Source organism: Nocardia sp. NPDC046763, from assembly GCF_040645495.1.
Classification (GTDB): domain Bacteria; phylum Actinomycetota; class Actinomycetes; order Mycobacteriales; family Mycobacteriaceae; genus Nocardia.
Genome location: NZ_JBEYYI010000006.1, coordinates 288,521 through 305,731 on the forward strand (window position 1 = coordinate 288,521; position 17,211 = coordinate 305,731).

Consider the following 17,211-nt stretch of genomic DNA (forward strand, 5'->3'; position numbering starts at 1 on the left):
TCGAAAGGTCGTTCCGACGATGAAATCCACCCGTATAGTCCTGGCCTCCCGCCCGATCGGCATGCCACAGCCGGAGAATTTCCGCACCGAGACGGTCGAACTGGACCCGCCGCAGCCGGGCGAGGCATTGCTGCAGACGCTGTATCTGTCGTTGGACCCGTACATGCGCGGCCGCATGAGCGACGCGCCCTCCTACGCCCCGCCGGTCGAGATCGACGAGACCATGTGCGGCGCGACCGTGTCCCGCGTCATCGAATCCACCGATCCCGCACTGCGGCCCGGCGATATCGTGCTGGGCTGGGGCGGCTGGCAGACGCACTCGGTCGAGAATGTTCGGGCCCTACAGCAGCTGGACCCGAATGCCGCGCCGCTCACCACCGCCCTGGGCGTGCTGGGCATGCCGGGCCTGACCGCGTACTCCGGTCTGCTCACCATCGGGCAGCCGAAGCCGGGCGAGACCGTGGTGGTCGCCGCCGCCACCGGACCGGTCGGTTCGACCGTCGGCCAGATCGCGAAGATCAAGGGCGCGCGAGCCGTCGGCATCGCGGGCGGCCCGGAGAAGGTCGCCCTGCTGCGTGAGCGCTTCGGCTTCGACGCCGCCGTCGACCACCGCGCCCCCGACTTCGCCGAGCAGCTGGCCGCCGCCACCCCGGACGGCATCGACGTCTACTTCGAGAATGTCGGCGGCGCGGTCTTCGACGCCGTCCTGCCCCGGCTCAATCAGTTCGCCCGAATTCCGGTGTGCGGCTTGATCGCCAACTACAACGACACCGACCTGCCGCCGGGCCCCGACCGGCTGCCGCTGCTCATGTCGAGCATCCTGCGCCGGAGCCTGACCGTACGCGGCTTCATCGTGTCCGAGTTCGCGGGCCAGGCCGCCGAGTTCTATCCGGCGGCGGCGCAATGGATCGCGGAGGGCAAGCTCGTCTACCTCGAGGATGTGGTCGACGGCCTCGACCATGCCGTCGCCGCGTTCCAGGGCCTGCTCACCGGCAAGAATCTCGGCAAGCTGGTCATCAAGGTCTCCGACTGACCGGGTCTCCGACCCGACCCCGGACCTCCGGGACTCCCGCGCAGGCGGGCGGGAGTCCCGGAAGCCGTTCTCCTACTTCATGACCGCGATGTACGGTCGCAATCCCAGGGCGATGTCCACGCAGACGCCCAGCAGCACGTCCCGCTCCACCGGGTCGAGCGGGTGCTTGAACCAGAGCCGGGTGCCCAGTATCGGTACGGGTAGCGGCTGCCCGGCCCGATCCCACCAGAAGGACTCGTTGTAGAGATCGTTCGCGATGCGGCGCAGCGTCCAGCCGCCGACCGTGCGCACCACGTCGAGGCGGCCGGCCTCCTGCCCCATGCGGTCGAGTACCACGATGCGGAAGAGCTCCGGGGTCCGGGCCTCCTCCGGATCGGGTACGAAGTGGAAAAGCGTTCCCGCCGTGGATCCCACGGCGGTCGAGGTGTCGGCGCGATGAACGGTGGCGAGCGAGGTCCCGTCGCCCCGGCTGAGCACGGTGGGCGCGGAGTGCTTGGACTCCACCCAGACCACCGACCCGTCGGCGTAGGTGATGCGGTGCCTGCCGGTGCCGCCGTTCTTGAAGCCGAACAGTATGGCGGCCTTGGCCGCGAGGCCATTGCCCGCGCCCTGCACCCCGGTGGCCAGAGGTTCTCCGGGGCCGGCGCTGAAGGTGATCTTCAGTGCGTTGCTCACCTTGTGCACGACCCGGCCCTCGATCATCGTCGAGGGGTCCTGCGGCGCTGACATCGTTCGATCGTAGGCCCGCGGGTTCGAGTCCAGCGGTGGTTTCGGCCCGGCACGCCGGACGCGACGCGCCCCTAGCTATTGGGGAAGCCGACCTTCGCCAGCGCGGTGGTCCAGTCGGTGGCGATCGCCACCTGGGCGTCGACCAACGCCACCTTGCCATTGCAGATCAGGGTGTGCAGCTTGGTCTCCACGCCGTCCTTGGGATTGTTCGGCCCGGCGCCGGCTTGGTGGCCCGGTGACGGCGGTTCGACCCAGATATTGCGCGGATCGTTGGGGTCGCCACCCAGCTCCAGCGAGATCAGGTGGTCGTACTCGGCATCGCGGGGATCGCCGGTGTAGTCATAGGACTTGATATTGGCGGCCTTCTCCGGATTCGTGATCGACGTGTTGGGCCGAATCGAGGCGGTATAGCCCGACTTACAGATGGTGTCGGCCAGATTCGCCGCTGTCACTTTGGGATTCGTCGCACCCGGGGTGCAGTTCGGGTCGGGCAGCGGCTGGCCGTCGGAGGTCTTGCGGTAGTGGCAGCTGCCGGGCGCGGGCTGCGCCGCCACCGTGTACGTGCCCTGGGGGCCCGGGCCGACCGGAATGGCGCCCTCCTTCTCCTTGGGCGCGGGCTGCGGAACCGCTTGTGCCGGTGCGTTGGCCGGATGGGTGGCTTCCTCCTTCGAGCAAGCGACCGTCAAACTCAGGACCAGCAGGGCCATCGCAAGCCCTTTGTGCGCCTTCATAACTTCCCCTGCTCGAGCCGGATAGCCGCCTAATTGTGCGCTATCCCTTGGCGATCGGCCACTCGCCACGACGACACTCCGAGCAGAAGGCGGAACCCGGTTACCCGCCGGGCAATACATACCGACCGGTTATGCTGCAGCAATGACAGCAGATCTGTCGCACTCCCCCGCGGCAATCCAACCGGTCGGCTCCAATGGCATTCGGGCCCGCGCCCTCGCGCTGGCCGCCCTGCTGCTCGGATCGGGCGCCCTGCACTTCCTCGCGCCCAAGCCCTACGACGCCCTGATCCCGCCTCAGCTCCCGGGCAAACCCCGCACCTACACCCAGGTTTCGGGCATGGCCGAGGTTGTCTCGGGCGCACTACTGGTGGTCCCCCGCACCCGCGGTCTGGGCGCGCGCCTGGCCGTGCTGATCTTCCTCGCCGTCTTCCCCGGCAATCTGCAGATGGCGGCCGACTGGCTGCGCAGCGATCGCCCCCTGCCACTGAAAATCGGCGCGCTGCTGCGCCTCCCGCTCCAGATTCCGCTGATCACGACCGCCCGCAAGGTTTACCGCGGCGTGTGACCGGGCGCGAGCCCACTCGCGCGGGCCGCTACCGCCCGGCACGAAAACGGCCGGGCGACAGGGGCGCCGGCCCGGGCTCCGACGAGACGGTTCATCACAGTGCCGCCCTCGGGCCCGGTGTAGAGGTCCTTGCCGATCCAGATCAGCGGTACTCAGGACTGCATCTGGCGCGGCGCGGCGACCCAGCCGTCCTTCGCGCCGACCGGCATGTCGCCACGCGAGGCGTACCGATAGATCACGTCCAGCTGTTCGGCCGAACATCTGAACCGGAGCGAGTCCACAGTTGCTGATGTGTTGTCGGAGAACAGAACACATCCGTTGCCATGGTCCGCATCGACGTGGGTGAGGACCGGCGCGATCATGACCAGCACCCCGAAACCGAGGGTGGCGAGCCACTTTACAAGGACTTTTCGAACAATCTCATGACTGGCACCCATTTCCGTCTCCAGCGGGATGAATCCCGACCCGGGGACGATCTTCGTTCGCGGTGAAATAGCTAGTCAGCACCGCATCTGAACCGAGATCTGTTCGCGCCGCAGTTAACAGGAAATTGACAGCTTTCGGCTGGAAATGTCTCAAGGTTCGTGACGATGTAATTGTCTATGACCTCGATTCAGGCCCCTTCACCGCACGCACGGTGGTTCTGGATCGCGGCCGGCAGTTTCGTCGCCGTGATCTCCCTGGCAGCCCTCAGCGCTCCCACCGCGTTCGCCACGTCTCACGATCAGGCCGGTGTCGGCCAGATACCCGAGACCACGGCACCCAGCCCGACTGTGATTGCTCCGCACCCCATTTCGGTGACGGCCATCGCTCAGCAGATGCAGACCGCCATCCAGGCGGCCTCGCCCGGGACCAGCGTCGGCATCGACGTGGTAGACACCACCACCGGGGCGGCCATCGCCAGCCTCAATGCCGACGAGCAGTTCTACACCGCCTCGGTGGTCAAGCTGCTCATCGCGCTGGACGCTCTGAAAACCCAGGACTGGCAACCGGATCCGGACACCACGAGCCAGCTCACCCAGATGCTCTCCACCAGTGACGACGATATCGCCGACGTGATGTGGGACAACGGCGGCAACAACGCCATCATCGATCGCATGGTCGCCACCATCGGACTGTCCGCGACCACCGCACCCGAAGACACCGCCCAGTGGGGCGAAACCCTCACCACGCCACGGGATGTCGTCTCCATCTTCCACTACATCACCACCGCGATCCCGGCCCCGGCCCGGGACCTGATCGTCGGCGCGCTGCACAACGCCTCCCAGACCGCCGCCGACGGCACCGACCAGTACTTCGGCATCCCGGATGCCCTCACCGGTGCGACCTGGGCGGTCAAACAGGGCTGGATGGATCTGAACTCCTCGACCACCCTGGACACCACCGGCCTGGTCTCGCCCTCTCCCGATCAGCCCTACCGCTACACCGTGGTGGTGCTGTCCACCCAGCCCGCGGGCACCAGCTGGTCGGCGGCGGGCGCGGCCCTCACCGCCGGGGTGACCCTGCTGCACACCACCCTGAAGTGAGCCCGCCGTCACACCGAGCATCTTCACCGACCGAGGGTTAGGGTCGGCCGTCGGATTCGGGAGACGGAGAAGGAGCCGGAGTGGTCACGCTGTGGACGATCGCCCGCGAGTGGGGGCGCATCGGCTGCGTCGGATTCGGCGGACCACCCGCACACATCGCCCTGCTCCGGGACCTGTGCGTACGTCGCCGCGGCTGGCTCGACGCGGCGGAGTTCGAGGATGCCATCGCCGCGACCAACCTGCTCCCCGGACCGGCCTCGACCCAGCTGGCGATCTACACCGCCTGGCGGCTGCGCGGCACCGCCGGGGCGTTCGTCGGCGGATGCTGTTTCATCGCACCGGGTTTGGCACTGATCCTGGTCCTGGCCGCGGTCTTCCTGGCGGCGGGCAGCCCGGTGTGGGTGCGGGGCGCCGCGGCCGGGGCGGGCGCGGCGGTCGCCGCCGTCGCGGTGCATGCGGCGGTCGGCCTGCTTCCGGCCGGCTGGAGACGCGCCGGCAACGGCCGGGCCGCTCGCGCCCGCTGGATCGCCTATGCCGCACTGGGAATCGTCTCGGCCACGGTACTGGGACCGTGGCTGGTACTCGTCCTGATCGGGGCCGGGCTACTCGAGGTCGGGATACGCGGCGGCCTGTCCTCGAGCCGGGTATCCGCGTGGCCTCTGGTACCGGTGGCCGGACTGGCCACCGGCGGTCTCACAGCCCTGTGCTGGGTGGCCTTCAAGGTGGGCGCGCTGTCCTACGGCGGGGGCTTCGTCATCATTCCGCTCATGCAGGCCGATGCGGTCGACCGCTACGGCTGGATGACCGGAGCGCAATTCCTCAATGCCGTTGCGCTCGGCCAGATCACGCCGGGCCCGGTGGTGCAGACGGTAGCGGTGGTCGGGTATGCGGCCGCGGGCGTGCCGGGCGGATTGCTGGCCGCCGCGGTCGCTTTCGCGCCGTCGTTCGCCTTCGTGCTGGCCGGCGGCAAGTACTTCGACCGGCTGCGGGCCGATCAGCGCGTGCAGGCGTTCTTCACCGGTGCCGGACCGGCCGTCATCGGAGCGATCGCGGGTTCCGCGTTCCCGCTCGCCCTTGCACTGCACCACCTCTGGCAGTTCGCGGTGCTCGCGGCTGCCGCGGCATGGCTGCTGGCGGCGCGCCGCGGTGTGGTCAGCGCCCTGCTGGGCGCGGGCGCGCTCGGGGTGGCCGCGGCGCTGACGGGCTGGCCGATCGGCTGACACGCGTCAGATCGTGATGCCGAGCGCTCCGGCGACCGCGCGGGTGAGGTGGTCGGTCACCTGGGCGGGGCTCCAGTGGCGGTGTTCGGTGAGGTCGTAGACAACGCGCTCGTCGAAGATGGTGATCCACAACAGGACCGCGTAGGTGAGGTCGTATTCGGTGGTCTTGCCCTGCAGTGCAAGGGCGTTGAGCACCTCGGCGAGCATGTCGTGCAGGGCGGTGATGGATTCGTCGCCCTCGGCCAGCCGTTCGATGAAGCCCCGGGAGCTGCGGATGTAGCGCACGGCCGGACCCCACTGCCCGGCCTGGTCCACCCAGGTACGGCAGCAGCGGTGGAAGCGGTCCACCGGATCGGGGCCGGCGTCGACGGCTTCCAGCGCCTGCACCAGATGCTCGATGGCGCGGCGATGGAAGGCCTGCAGGGCGTCCTGCGGGGTCGGGAAATGCCGGTAGGCGGTGGCCACGCCGACACCCGCCGCGGCGGCGAGTTCCGGGATGGAGAAGCCGATCCGGCCCGCCTCCAGCAGGCTCTGGACCGCGTCGACCAAAAGCACGCGGCTGCGCTGGGCGTCACTGCGGGTGTTCACGGGCACGCCTCCATCCTGCGCGAGCGCGACGCGGGATCACTGCACGGCACTTGAGTAGAGAAGTTCTTCTCAGTTTCGTATTCTCTAACAGAGAAGATTTCCTCAATTAGGAGGCCGGGATGCGGGCAGCCGCGCCGGGGATGCTGCTGGTGCTGATCATGGCGCAGCCGAATATGGCGACCGGGATGATGCCGTACTACCGGCACGCCTGGGCGCTCGCACCCCTGCCCATCACCGCGATCTTCGCCGCCTACCTGTTCGCGCTGACTCCGGCGCTCGCACTGGTGGGCACGCCGCCCACCCGACCGGGCTGGTGGTGGCGCATCGGGATGGGCAGCGGGTTCGGCATCACCGCGGATCTGGCCATGGCCGTGGCGCATTCGCCGTGGCCGGTGGTCGCCGCGCGGATCTGCGCGGGGCTGTCGGTGGGATTGGTGACCGGCTCGCTGGCCGGATTGATCCTGGAGCGCAAGGGCGAACGCGGGCGCACGGCCCTGGCGGTGGCGACCGTCCTCGGTTCGGCGCTGGGGACGCTCGCGGCCGCGGTCGTGGCCCAGTATCTGCCCACACCCGGGGTGACCGTCTATGTGGGGCACGCGGTCCTGCTCGCGGTGATCGCGATGGCGGTGCTGAGCGATCGCGCAGCGCGCCCATCGGCGATCGCCGGTCGCGCGGCCGCGGCTCCCGAGACCGTCGAACCGCGAATCGCCGGATACCTCAGCGGCATTGCCGCCTGGGTCTCGGCAGGACTGGTCGTCGCCCTGCTGCCGAGTTACGGTGCGGAGCTGCTGAGCACGAAGAATCTCGCCCTGCTGGCACTGCCGGTAACGCTGTATCTGGTGGTCGCATGGCTGGCGCAACGTCTGATCGCGCCGGCCAGGATCACCGCCGAATCCGTTGCGGCACAGTGGATCATCATCGCCGGGGTCGCGCTGGCGGCGACCGTCTCCTGGATACCCAGCCTGGCGCTGCTGCTGTGCGGCGGTGCGGTGGCCGGATTCGGGCAGGGCATCGCCTATCGTTCCGGGCTCCGGATCGTCAGTGCCGCCTCACCTCCCGATCAGCACGCTCGGGCCGCCGCCCGCTTCGCGGGCGTGGCCTACGCGTGCGCGGCGGTCGCGACGGTGGGCTTCGGAGCCATCGCGACCGTGGCGTCCATGCGCGACGCGGTGCTCGCCGCCACGGTCGTCCTCGTTCTGGTGGCCACGACCACCGCAGTCGTCCGTCGGCGCGCAACGGCGCGGGCCACGAACTCCGTTCCGGCTCCACAGATCTCGACAACCACATAATTCTTCCGCCGCCGTATTCGACGAATCGAATCGAACGGCATGATCGATCGCGCGCGAATTCCGATCGCGCGCAATTCCGTATGCCCGCGATGATTTACATTTCCGAATACCCCGGAATTCGACGAAACGAAGTCGTTACGCGAGTTCACCGCCACATAAACTCCGACCGTTTCACTGGAATACATCAGCTCCAAAGACATTCTCTCCGAATGGATTCCAGAAATGGCAGCACAAACTCGAACCGGCGCGACACCGGCAACCCCGGCCGCCGACGGAACGCTCACCCGCAGTCTTGGCCGGGTGGACCTCATCGCCATGGGCGTCGGCACCATCGTGGGCGCGGGCATCTTCGTCACCACCGGCATTGCCGCCGCGACCAAGGCGGGACCCGCCATCGTCCTGTCGTTCGTGCTGGCCGGGGCCATCTGTGCACTGGTGGCGCTGTGCTACAGCGAACTCGCGTCCATGACGCCGCTGTCCGGGAGCGCGTATACCTACACCCGGGGCACGCTGGGCGAGGTGCCCGCGTTCCTGGTCGGCTGGAATCTGCTCCTCGAATACGCGGTAGCGGCATCGGCAATTGCCATCGGCTGGTCCGGATTGTTCGGCGCCGCCCTGGATTCCTTGTTCGGAGTGACGCTGCCCAAGGCGATTTCCGCGGGGCCCAGCGATGGCGGCGTCATCAATCTTCCCGCGGTCCTCATTGTCGCCGTGCTGATCGGCGTGCTCGTGTTCGAGGTCAGACTCACCGCCGCCGTGGTGAAAACTCTGGTGGCATTGACCATCGGTGTCCTGGTCCTGGTGATCGCGGTGGGCGCACCCCATCTGCATCCCGGAAACTGGTCGCCGTTCCTGCCTTTCGGCGTGCACGGCATCGCGGCCGGCGCGGCGCTGGCGTTCTTCGCGTACCTCGGTTTCGATGTCGTCGCCACCTCCGCCGAGGAGACCCGCGATCCGCGCCGTGATCTGCCGTGGGGCATCATCGGCTCGGTCGTCATCGCCACCGCCCTCTACGTGGCCGTGAGCGCCGTATTGACCGGTGTCGCACCGTATTCCACTCTCGGCAATGCCGCGCCGGTGGCGACCGCGCTGGCCGCCGTCGGTGCGGGGTGGATCGGCAAGGTGATCCTGGTGGCCTCGGTGGTCGCGCTCACCAAGGGACTGCTCATGGTGTGCTACGGCCCGACCCGCCTGGTGTTCGCCATGAGCCGCGACGGCATGGTTCCGAAGGCGCTGTGCCGCACCGGTTCCCGGGGCACGCCGGTGCGGCTGAGCCTGCTGCTCGGCACGGTCGTCGCCGCAGTGGCCGGGCTGCTACCCATCGGCACGGTGGCGGAGTTGGTCAATATCGGCGCGCTGTTCGCCTTCGTGATCGTGGCCGTGGGCGTGCTCGTGCTGCGCCGCACCGCACCCGACCGCCCGCGTCCGTTCCGGGTTCGCTTCCTGCCTGCGGTGGCCGTCTGCGCCATCGCCGGATGCGTCTGGCTGGCAACTACATTCGAGGCGCTGACCTGGTTGCGATTCGTGATCTGGAGTGCGGCAGGAGTCGTGCTGTACCTGTTCTATGGCCGCAGCCACGCGACAGCCCGCGGCGCGACCGCCACTCCGCTCGATCCGAGCCCGGCGCCCGATCCGACTCCGGCGATGGCTGATTCGAGCGCACTGACCACTACCGCGACGGTGCCCACCGGCGGTGCCGCGTGACCGCGCAGCTCGACAGTTTCTATCCGACCCGCGTCGACTTCGGCACCCTCGACGAGATCCATCGCGCGGCCGCGACCACGCTCCCCACCGACGTCCTGGATTTCGTGGAGGGCGGGGCGGGTAAGGAGATCACGCTGCGGGAGAACCGGCTCGCCTTCGACCGCTGGCGCGTCCTGCCCGCACCGATGAGCGGGGTGGGCGCGCCCTCCACCCGCACCGAATTCCTCGGAATGCCCCTGGAGACACCGCTGCTCACCGCACCCTTCGGCGGTGACGCGCTGTTCCATCCGGACGGGCATCCGGCCGTGGCCCGGGCCGCCCAGGCCCGGGGAGCGCTGTCCGTCGTGCCGGAGGCGGGCAGCTTCTCCTACCAGCGGGTTCGCGCCGCCGCCCCGCGCGCCGCCCGGATTGCGCAGGTGCATCCCTTCGGACACGCTGCCGCGGTCGCGGACCGGGTGGCGCGACTGGGCTACGACGCGCTGTGCGTCACCCTCGACTGCCCGGTCGGCGGCTTCCGCACCCGCAATATGGCCAATCGCTTCGACCCCGACCAGCGGCATTTCGCCGGGAACCTGACCGGCGAGGACGGCGCTCCCGGCGTGGCGGAGGTCTTCGGACAGCTGCTCAAACACGGTGGCATGGTGTGGGATTGGACTCAGCTGGCCGGCGCGGCCACCGGGTTCGGACTGCCCTGGATCGCCAAGGGCGTGCTCACCCCCGCCGCGGCCGAACGCGCCCTGGCCATCGGCGCGAGCGCCCTGGTCGTCTCCAATCACGGTGGTCGCCAGGTAGATCCGGCCCCGGCCAGCCTGGACATGCTACCGCGCATTCGCGCGGCGGTGGGCCCGGAGACACCCATACTGCTGGACAGCGGCATCCGCACCGGCAGCGATGTGTACCTGGCGCTCGCACTGGGCGCGGACGCGGTGGTCCTGGGCCGCGCGGCCATCTACGGCCTGGCCGCAGCCGGGGAGGCCGGGGTGGATCGGGTGCTGGAGCTGCTCACCGAGGAGCTGCGCACCCTGATGATCCTGTCCGGCGCGGCCACCCTCGCCGAGATCGACGCCACCCGGATCATGCGAGCCGCACCGTGAGCGCATTCCCGTTGGCCCGCACCGCGTCCGGCCTCGTCTTCACCTCCGGCCTGGCCGCCGTCGACCCGGACACCCTGACCGTCACCACCGCGTCGTTCGAGGGCCAGACCGCCGAGGTGTTCCGGCAGCTCGACGCCGCCCTCACCGCGGCGGGCAGCGGCCGCGCGCACGTGCTGCGGCTGGACTGCTACCTGTCCGACCGCCGCTGGTTCCCCAGCTGGAACTCCGCCTTCCGCACGCACTTCCCGACGGCCGCACCGGCGCGGATCACCACCGTCACCACCCTGCCCATCGACGGGCTGCTCATCGAAATCCAGGCGATCGCCGTCGCCACCGCTCAGGAAGACCGATCATGACCGCAGTCACCCCACTCGTCCAACCGCAGTCCGCCCTCGGCGATTTCACCATCCGAGACGTCATCGAGGGCCAGACCGCCGGCCAGCTCATCGTCGCCGCCGACGACTGGGGCTGGTGGGTCACCCTGCTGGGCGGCGACACCGTCGCGCCCACCACCGGCATCCAGCAGACCGTCGCCGAGGGGCTGATGCGCGCCGGCTTCCTGCTCCGGCGCGGCCGCCGCTACCAGCTCACCCACACCGGCCACGACGTCGGCAAGAACCGCGGCTTCGTGCGGGTGGCGGTGCGCGGGTGGGAACCTACCTTCCGGCAGCTGTCGGACAGCCCGCACCGCGAATACATTCCCGCCGCCACCGAACCCGGGGAGGTCGCCCGCGGCTGCACCGATATCGCGCGGCGGCGGCCGGAGATCTTCGAGGCCATCGGGCACGCCATCGCGGCCGGAACACCCGGCTGCACCATCGATCTCGGCTGCGCCGACGCTGGGCGGGTGCTGGCGCTGGCCGGAATCGCCGAGCGGGAACGATTTCTCGGCGTGGACATCGAGGACGGCGTGATCGCCGCGGCCACCGCCGAACTCACCGAGCGCGGGCTCAGCGACCGCATCACCCTGCTCGCCGGATCGGTGCAGCCCGAACCGGAACCGCCCGCCTGGCTGGCCGCCGTCGACCGCGATGCCATCACCACCGCCATGTCGTTCTTCCTGCTGCACCAGCTGGCCAGCGACGGTGATGGCATCGCCACGGTGCTGCGCGGCTGGATGGATTGGTTCCCCAACCTGCGGCGGCTGGTGATCGGCGACGGCTACCTGCTCGAAGCCCCGTATTGGACACAGCAGCCGTGGTTCTCGCCCACCTACGAGATCTATCACTCGGTCACCGGCGTGCGACTGTGGACGCGCCAGGAGTACGAGCAGGCCTTCGCCGAGCTCGGCTGGACCGTGCGGCGGCGGCTCGAGGATCACACCATGCTGGTGACCAGCATTCTGGAACGCGACTGACCCGAATTCCCCGGCCAGAGGCCCGGCCGGCTTCGCGCATGGCCGGGGTCGGCCCGGGGTAGGCTCGCCGGGTTCGTTCGATGTTGAAGGAGAGTTCGTGGGTAAAAAGAGCCGTCTCGCTTCGGGTTTCGGAGTGGTGGCTGCAGGGGTCGCGTTGCTGGGGGCGGCCACGGGGGTGGCCGGAGCGGAGCGCGCAATGACCGCGCCGGAGCAGGCGTTCGTGAGCTACCTGCAGGGGCGCGGTGAGCTCCTGACCGATCAGGATCAGCAGCTCGCGGCCATCGATGTCGGCAAGGCCGATTGCGCGGCGATCGCTTCGGGCATGACCAAGGAGCAGCTGTCCGAACAGCTTCCGGGTGGGGCGGCCGAGAAGGAGGAGGCCGTGCTGTTCCTCGACGCGGCCACCGCGCCGGGGAGCCTGTGCGGCTGAGCTGAGCCGCAGACGTATCGAGCCTGCGGGCGCTGCCGGAAACGGCCGCGCCCGCAGGTTTTTTCGGGCCCGGACCCACCTAACTGATTGCGTAAGTTGTTAATTGCATACCTTGCGGAATTCGTCGGCAAACCACCTCACGCCGGGCCCGCGCGGGCATAGCGTCACCGCCCGCGACAGCCTGGCGCTCGCCCGGCATCGGCTCCGCGACATCGAGGAGCACCTCGAGGTCTGAACCGTCGGAAATTTTCGCGGCGGTGTCGTGATCGCGGCAGCTCGTTCGTGTAGAGGGTGAACCCGGCAACCTGGCCGGGTCGCAGCCAAGGAGCGAACATGGGCAGGATCACCGCGGTCGTCAACCTCACCCTCGACGGCGTCATGCAGGCGCCGGGCCGGGCCGACGAGGACACCCGGAACGGATTCACCGGCGGCGGCTGGGCGCACCGATACGCGGACCCGGTCCAGGGCCGCGTCATGGGCGCGCACATGGCCGCGCACAGCGACGGCGGCCTGTTGTTCGGCCGCCGCACCTACGAGGACTTCTTCGGATTCTGGCCGCACCGGACGGACAATCCGTTCACCGAAGTGCTGAACAAGGCGGAGAAGTTCGTCTGCTCCCGCACCCTCGCCGAACCGTTGCCGTGGCAGAACTCGGCCCTGCTGCCCGGCGACGGGGTCGCGGCCGTACGCGCGCTGGGCGCCGGACGGCCGGACCTGGATCTGGTGGTCCTCGGCAGCGGCGAGTTGCTGCGCTCTCTCATGCGCGCGGGCATGATCGACGAGTACCTGCTCTCGATCCACCCGTTGACGGTCGGTCCCGGCGCGCGCCTGTTCGACGGCGTCGACGTGGGCCCACTGCGGCTGACCGACAGCGTCACCACGACGACCGGCGTCCTGATAGCCACCTATCGTCCCGCCGGAGAGGAGTCGCGTTGACCAAGTACCTGCTCAGCGTCTACCAGCCCGACGACACCGCGCCACCGGACAATCTCGACGAGATCATGAGCGAGCTGGCGACACTCGACGCCGAGATGCGGGAGTCCGGGGCGTGGGTGTTCGCGGCCGGGCTGCACGCGCCGAGTACCGCCACCGTGCTGCGCGCGCAGGGCTCGGAAGTGCTCGTCACCGACGGGCCGTTTGCCGAAAGCAAGGAGCACATAGGCGGTTTCACCGTCATCCGCGCCGCCGACCTGGACGAGGCGCTGGACTGGGGTCGCCGCATGGCGCGTGTCATCGGGCTGCCGATCGAGGTCCGGCCCATCCAGGACGGCTGACATGCCTTCCGGCACAGTCGATGTCGCGGCGGTCTTCGCCGAGCACTACGGCCGTGCGGTCGCCTCCCTCATTCGCGTCTTCGGCGATGTCGATATCGCCGAGGACGCGGTGCAGGACGCCTTCGCCACCGCCGTGCAGCGCTGGCCGCAGGACGGGCTGCCGCCGAGTCCGCCCGGCTGGATCATCACCACGGCCCGCAACCGCGCGGTGGACCGGCTGCGCCGCGAGGCCGCCCGCGCGGACAAGTACGCCCAGGCCGCACTGCTGCGGGCAGTCGGCGAACCGATCGAGGAGGGCGCGGTGTGCGACGACCGGCTGCGCTTGATATTCACCTGCTGTCATCCCGCACTGTCCCGCCAGGCGCAGGTGGCGCTGACCCTCCGCCTGCTGGGCGGGCTGTCCACAGCGGAGGTCGCCCGGGCCTTCCTGGTGCCGGAAACGACCATGGCGCAACGCCTCACCCGCGCCAAGGGCAAGATTCGCGATGCCCGGATCCCGTATCGGGTGCCGTGCGATGCGGACCTGCCCGACCGGCTCGACGCCGTGCTCGCGGTCGTCTATCTGATCTACACCGAGGGTCACACCGCCACCGCCGGCGAGCGCCTGACCCGCGCCGACCTGTGCGCCGAGGCCATCCGCCTGACCCGGGTGCTCGCCGAGCTCATGCCCGACGAGCCCGAGGTCCGCGGCCTGCTCGCGCTGCTGCTGCTCAGCGAATCACGCAGTGCCGCACGCACCTCCGGGACCGGCGAGCTGGTGCCCCTCCCGGCGCAGGACCGAAGTCTCTGGGACACAGCGCTGATCGCCGAGGGTCACGCCCTGGTCCGAGAATGCCTGCGGCTCAACCAGCCCGGCCCGTATCAGATCCAGGCCGCGATCAACGCCGTGCACACCGACGCCCGCACCGCCGCCGGCACCGACTGGCCGCAGATCCTCCAGCTCTACGACCAGCTCCTCGCCTTCACCCCGAGCCCGGTGGTGCGGCTCAACCGCGCGGTGGCCGTCGCCGAGGTCGCCGGACCCGAAGCCGCACTGGCCGAACTGGAGCAGTTGGACCTCGCGGACCAGCACCTCTTCCATGCCGTCCGCGCCGATCTCCTGCGCCGCCTCGGCCGGAACGCCGAAGCCGCACAGGCATACCGCGCCGCAATCGCGAACGCCCGCAACGCCACCGAACGCGAATTCCTCATAGCCCGCGCCGAGGCGGCGCACCGGGCCTGACCCGATGGACCGCACTGACCCGACAGTCCCAGCCCGACCCGACACACCCAGCCCGGCACGATGCACCGAGCGTGATCCGGCGGACCGAGTCCGACCCGGTGGACCCAACCCGGACCGGGTGATACTCGCTGCGTCGCGCTCAGCGCTCGGTCAGTCGCTCCACCGAGTCGTCCGGCAACCCGAACTGCATGTCCGTCTCCGCCTTCAGCGCCTCGGCACGTCCGAGTTCCCGCGAATTCGCGTAGAGCGACTTGTAGATTCGATTCGAACCGGCCGAGTTGGCGCTGATCTGCGCGGCCAGGTGCGCCACGAATTCGTCCAGCCCCTCGTCGGGCACCGCGTGGTTCACCAGGCCCATGTCCGCGGCCTCGACGCCACTGAACCGCCGGGCGGTGAAGCTGAGTTCCTTGGCCCGGGCCACGCCCACCCGCTCCGGCAGCCGCACCGACATGCCCCACAGCGGGACCAGGCCCCACCGACTGTGCGTGTCTCCGAATTGCGCGTTCTCCCCCGCGACCAGCAGGTCGCAGGCCAGGGCCAATTCGAGCCCACCGGTGAAGCAGTGCCCGCGGATCTTGCCGATCACCGGCGCCGGAAACGCCTCGAGCCGGGCAATGGTCTCCGCCTCGTGGTAGCGGGACGCCAGCGCGTCGCCTGCGGCCAGCGCCTCCAGATCGTGTCCGGCACAGAAGGATCGGCCCGCGCCGGTCAGGATCACGCACCGGACGTCCGCGCCGGCCAGCGCGTCCAGATGCGCCGCCAGCTCCTCGAACGAGGCCGCCGTCAGCGCGTTCAACTTCTCGGGACGGTTCAGGGTCAGGGTGGCCACGCCATCCTCGACCGTCCGGAGCACGAGCTCAGCACTCATGAGAATTGCCTTCCCTCAACCGGATCCGGCCGGCGGCACGCCCACCTCGGCCGGATCCCGAATTCGACTGCCTCAGGCCTGTTTCAGGCTGCGACCGATGACCTCCTTCATGATCTCGGCTGGGTTCGCGGACTCCTCATCGGGGGCGGCTGAAGGCCGGGTCGGGCACCGGCGCCTTCACCGCCATCGCCGTTCTCCCGGGCGTGCCGATGCCGACCGCCCGCGCCGCCCAGGACATCGGCATCCTGCTGTGTTCTCCGATGCAGATGTTGTGCGAAGCCGGGCCGCCAGCGGCTGCCGCGTTCGCCGGGATGCGGTGTGCTGATGTGCCCGTCCGCGGGCATGAGCGAGCAGCACCGCGATGTCGGTCGCGATATCCGACGCGATCTCATCGATGTCAGGGGTGGTGTGGTAGTCGCCGGTGCCCCAGCTCCGATGGCCTCCTCGTCCGACCCGGTGTCGGCGGCGTCGAGATGGCGATACCACGAGTCGTCCGGCCTTCCGATGTGCGACTTGTGGCCCTTCTGCCGACCTTCGCGGCCCGTAGAAACTAGGCCCATCGACGAACGGAGGTGGTCATGGCAGCAGTCGAAACCGCGGCACCACGGTTACAGCGCAACGACGCGCGACGGGGGGGATGCCGTCCGGACACCGCGAGTTCACCGGGCAGCTGACGGCCAACCCGCTCATTTCGTCCATGGCCGGCGAGCAATTCGAGCCGGCCTTTCCGTAGCACCCACCGTCTTCGGAGGAATCGATGAGCAATCCAACCAATCTCAGCCCATCCGATCGGAAACTCGCCGCCCGGCGCGCCCTCGACGATCTGGGGCAGGATCGCGACGACCATGCGCTGGTGCGGGTGCGCTGCGGTCGAAGCCACCATGTCGCAACGGTTTTCGACACTGCCGCGGGCGCGGTATACGAGTCGCTGATCGGACCCCACGCGCACGGACGCCGCGACTACATCGACGAGGCGCATCGCACCGACCGGCACCGCATCCACTACGTCGACCTGCTCGACGGCGACCGCAACACCGACGATATGCTCCCGGCCCACTGCGAATGCGGCGGATACGAACTCTCACGCATCCAACTACGCCACGCCATCGACACGCACCAGCGCACAATCCAGCTCGACTGACCGGGAGTATCTGCCGCGACGATGACCAAGGACTCTTCACCCCCGAGCGCGCCGGAGGTTGACTCGAATCATCGAGCCTCCCGAGAAGGTGCGCCATGGCCGATTACTCCTTGAACATCCATGCGGGAAACAATCAAAAAAGCACGGCCGGAACCCCGTTCGCCCACCCCTGTGTCGTCCGGGTCGTCGACCCTGATGGCGTCGGCCTCGACGGTGTCGCCGTGCGCTTCACCCTGCGCGGATCGGCCGCGGCGGTGTTCCCGTCACCACCCAGTCCCGACGGCATCAGCTGGCACACCGTCACCGGCTCGACCGGCATCGCCGCCGCGATTCCCATCACCCCGTCCTTCGAAGGAACCGTCGAGGTCCACGTCATCGCGGAAATGATCCCCGCGCCGAGCGCCATCGATTTCATCCTCATCGCCACCTGAGCCGAGGCG

20 protein-coding genes are annotated in these 17,211 nt (G+C 69.1%); 15 read left to right on the forward strand and 5 right to left on the reverse strand.

Going from position 1 to position 17,211, the window contains the following annotated elements; translation table 11 throughout:
- Window positions 1-19: 19 nt before the first annotated feature.
- Window positions 20-1,033, forward strand: a complete 1,014-nt coding sequence (locus ABZ909_RS12890; RefSeq protein ID WP_356998320.1) for an NADP-dependent oxidoreductase — start codon at window positions 20-22, stop codon at window positions 1,031-1,033.
- A 72-nt stretch (window positions 1,034-1,105) separates the two neighbouring features.
- Here the strand turns inward: ABZ909_RS12890 and ABZ909_RS12895 are convergent, their stop codons facing one another.
- Both ABZ909_RS12895 and ABZ909_RS12900 read right to left on the reverse strand, forming a co-directional pair.
- On the reverse strand, window positions 1,106-1,762 hold the full coding sequence (locus ABZ909_RS12895) for a hypothetical protein (protein WP_356998322.1): 657 nt from the start codon (window positions 1,760-1,762) through the stop codon (window positions 1,106-1,108).
- Between the two features lie 71 nt (window positions 1,763-1,833).
- Window positions 1,834-2,493: a hypothetical protein gene (locus ABZ909_RS12900; RefSeq protein ID WP_356998324.1), complete on the reverse strand. Its 660-nt coding sequence runs from the start codon at window positions 2,491-2,493 to the stop codon at window positions 1,834-1,836.
- 142 nt (window positions 2,494-2,635) lie between these two features.
- Here ABZ909_RS12900 and ABZ909_RS12905 point away from each other — a divergent pair, with 142 nt between their 5' ends.
- Window positions 2,636-3,058 carry a hypothetical protein gene (locus ABZ909_RS12905; protein ID WP_356998325.1) on the forward strand — a complete coding sequence of 141 codons (423 nt, stop codon included), beginning with the start codon at window positions 2,636-2,638 and terminating at the stop codon, window positions 3,056-3,058.
- 152 nt (window positions 3,059-3,210) lie between these two features.
- Here ABZ909_RS12905 and ABZ909_RS12910 read toward each other — a convergent pair whose 3' ends face one another.
- Window positions 3,211-3,420 (reverse strand): hypothetical protein, encoded by a 210-nt coding sequence (locus ABZ909_RS12910; protein ID WP_356998327.1) that lies wholly within the window; start codon window positions 3,418-3,420, stop codon window positions 3,211-3,213.
- A gap of 240 nt (window positions 3,421-3,660) precedes the next feature.
- Between ABZ909_RS12910 and ABZ909_RS12915 the strand changes: the two genes are divergently transcribed.
- Both ABZ909_RS12915 and chrA read left to right on the forward strand, forming a co-directional pair.
- Window positions 3,661-4,584 (forward strand): hypothetical protein, encoded by a 924-nt coding sequence (locus ABZ909_RS12915; protein ID WP_356998329.1) that lies wholly within the window; start codon window positions 3,661-3,663, stop codon window positions 4,582-4,584.
- An 80-nt stretch (window positions 4,585-4,664) separates the two neighbouring features.
- The gene (gene chrA, locus ABZ909_RS12920; protein WP_356998331.1) at window positions 4,665-5,804 is read left to right on the forward strand and encodes a chromate efflux transporter; all 1,140 of its coding nucleotides are present in this window, start codon (window positions 4,665-4,667) and stop codon (window positions 5,802-5,804) included.
- A 6-nt stretch (window positions 5,805-5,810) separates the two neighbouring features.
- Here chrA and ABZ909_RS12925 read toward each other — a convergent pair whose 3' ends face one another.
- A complete protein-coding gene (locus tag ABZ909_RS12925; protein ID WP_356998333.1) occupies window positions 5,811-6,392 on the reverse strand; it encodes a TetR family transcriptional regulator in 582 nt (193 codons plus the stop codon).
- Window positions 6,393-6,511: 119 nt separating this feature from the next.
- On the opposite strand from ABZ909_RS12925, the gene ABZ909_RS12930 reads away from it, so the two are divergent.
- The 9 genes from ABZ909_RS12930 to ABZ909_RS12970 all read left to right on the forward strand — a co-directional run bounded on the left by ABZ909_RS12930 (window position 6,512) and on the right by ABZ909_RS12970 (window position 14,762).
- A complete protein-coding gene (locus ABZ909_RS12930) occupies window positions 6,512-7,681 on the forward strand; it encodes a hypothetical protein (protein ID WP_356998334.1) in 1,170 nt (389 codons plus the stop codon).
- Between the two features lie 222 nt (window positions 7,682-7,903).
- Window positions 7,904-9,385, forward strand: coding sequence for an amino acid permease (locus ABZ909_RS12935; protein WP_356998335.1), 1,482 nt, complete (start codon window positions 7,904-7,906; stop codon window positions 9,383-9,385).
- Window positions 9,382-10,479 (forward strand): alpha-hydroxy acid oxidase, encoded by a 1,098-nt coding sequence (locus tag ABZ909_RS12940; RefSeq protein WP_356998337.1) that lies wholly within the window; start codon window positions 9,382-9,384, stop codon window positions 10,477-10,479. The genes ABZ909_RS12935 and ABZ909_RS12940 overlap by 4 nt, the downstream gene beginning before the upstream one ends.
- The gene (locus tag ABZ909_RS12945) at window positions 10,476-10,835 is read left to right on the forward strand and encodes a RidA family protein (protein ID WP_356998339.1); all 360 of its coding nucleotides are present in this window, start codon (window positions 10,476-10,478) and stop codon (window positions 10,833-10,835) included. The genes ABZ909_RS12940 and ABZ909_RS12945 overlap by 4 nt, the downstream gene beginning before the upstream one ends.
- Window positions 10,832-11,836 (forward strand): hypothetical protein, encoded by a 1,005-nt coding sequence (locus ABZ909_RS12950; RefSeq protein ID WP_356998341.1) that lies wholly within the window; start codon window positions 10,832-10,834, stop codon window positions 11,834-11,836. Before ABZ909_RS12945 ends, ABZ909_RS12950 begins: the two co-directional genes overlap by 4 nt.
- A 97-nt stretch (window positions 11,837-11,933) precedes the next feature.
- Window positions 11,934-12,266, forward strand: a complete 333-nt coding sequence (locus ABZ909_RS12955; protein WP_356998342.1) for a hypothetical protein — start codon at window positions 11,934-11,936, stop codon at window positions 12,264-12,266.
- Between the two features lie 333 nt (window positions 12,267-12,599).
- Window positions 12,600-13,202, forward strand: a complete 603-nt coding sequence (locus ABZ909_RS12960; protein ID WP_356998344.1) for a dihydrofolate reductase family protein — start codon at window positions 12,600-12,602, stop codon at window positions 13,200-13,202.
- Entirely contained in the window at window positions 13,199-13,540 is a 342-nt protein-coding gene (locus ABZ909_RS12965) for a YciI family protein (RefSeq protein ID WP_356998346.1), read from the forward strand. Before ABZ909_RS12960 ends, ABZ909_RS12965 begins: the two co-directional genes overlap by 4 nt.
- Before the next feature lies 1 nt (window position 13,541).
- Window positions 13,542-14,762: an RNA polymerase sigma factor gene (locus ABZ909_RS12970; protein WP_356998348.1), complete on the forward strand. Its 1,221-nt coding sequence runs from the start codon at window positions 13,542-13,544 to the stop codon at window positions 14,760-14,762.
- A gap of 139 nt (window positions 14,763-14,901) precedes the next feature.
- Here the strand turns inward: ABZ909_RS12970 and ABZ909_RS12975 are convergent, their stop codons facing one another.
- Window positions 14,902-15,630, reverse strand: a complete 729-nt coding sequence (locus ABZ909_RS12975) for an enoyl-CoA hydratase/isomerase family protein (protein WP_356998349.1) — start codon at window positions 15,628-15,630, stop codon at window positions 14,902-14,904.
- A 757-nt stretch (window positions 15,631-16,387) separates the two neighbouring features.
- Here ABZ909_RS12975 and ABZ909_RS12980 point away from each other — a divergent pair.
- Both ABZ909_RS12980 and ABZ909_RS12985 read left to right on the forward strand, forming a co-directional pair.
- Window positions 16,388-16,771: a hypothetical protein gene (locus ABZ909_RS12980; protein ID WP_356998351.1), complete on the forward strand. Its 384-nt coding sequence runs from the start codon at window positions 16,388-16,390 to the stop codon at window positions 16,769-16,771.
- Between the two features lie 95 nt (window positions 16,772-16,866).
- Window positions 16,867-17,202, forward strand: a complete 336-nt coding sequence (locus ABZ909_RS12985) for a hypothetical protein (RefSeq protein WP_356998353.1) — start codon at window positions 16,867-16,869, stop codon at window positions 17,200-17,202.
- Window positions 17,203-17,211: the final 9 nt, after the last annotated feature.

Excerpts from the sequence above, each read along its gene's own strand:
- ABZ909_RS12890 (WP_356998320.1), top strand. The coding sequence starts at position 20 with ATGAAATCCACCCGTATAGTCCTGGCCTCCCGCCCGATCGGCATGCCA.
- ABZ909_RS12895 (WP_356998322.1), bottom strand. The coding sequence starts at position 1,762 with ATGTCAGCGCCGCAGGACCCCTCGACGATGATCGAGGGCCGGGTCGTG.
- ABZ909_RS12900 (WP_356998324.1), bottom strand. The coding sequence starts at position 2,493 with ATGAAGGCGCACAAAGGGCTTGCGATGGCCCTGCTGGTCCTGAGTTTG.
- ABZ909_RS12905 (WP_356998325.1), top strand. The coding sequence starts at position 2,636 with ATGACAGCAGATCTGTCGCACTCCCCCGCGGCAATCCAACCGGTCGGC.
- ABZ909_RS12910 (WP_356998327.1), bottom strand. The coding sequence starts at position 3,420 with ATGATCGCGCCGGTCCTCACCCACGTCGATGCGGACCATGGCAACGGA.
- ABZ909_RS12915 (WP_356998329.1), top strand. The coding sequence starts at position 3,661 with ATGACCTCGATTCAGGCCCCTTCACCGCACGCACGGTGGTTCTGGATC.
- ABZ909_RS12930 (WP_356998334.1), top strand. The coding sequence starts at position 6,512 with ATGCGGGCAGCCGCGCCGGGGATGCTGCTGGTGCTGATCATGGCGCAG.
- ABZ909_RS12935 (WP_356998335.1), top strand. The coding sequence starts at position 7,904 with ATGGCAGCACAAACTCGAACCGGCGCGACACCGGCAACCCCGGCCGCC.
- ABZ909_RS12950 (WP_356998341.1), top strand. The coding sequence starts at position 10,832 with ATGACCGCAGTCACCCCACTCGTCCAACCGCAGTCCGCCCTCGGCGAT.
- ABZ909_RS12960 (WP_356998344.1), top strand. The coding sequence starts at position 12,600 with ATGGGCAGGATCACCGCGGTCGTCAACCTCACCCTCGACGGCGTCATG.
- ABZ909_RS12970 (WP_356998348.1), top strand. The coding sequence starts at position 13,542 with ATGCCTTCCGGCACAGTCGATGTCGCGGCGGTCTTCGCCGAGCACTAC.
- ABZ909_RS12975 (WP_356998349.1), bottom strand. The coding sequence starts at position 15,630 with ATGAGTGCTGAGCTCGTGCTCCGGACGGTCGAGGATGGCGTGGCCACC.
- ABZ909_RS12980 (WP_356998351.1), top strand. The coding sequence starts at position 16,388 with ATGAGCAATCCAACCAATCTCAGCCCATCCGATCGGAAACTCGCCGCC.
- ABZ909_RS12985 (WP_356998353.1), top strand. The coding sequence starts at position 16,867 with ATGGCCGATTACTCCTTGAACATCCATGCGGGAAACAATCAAAAAAGC.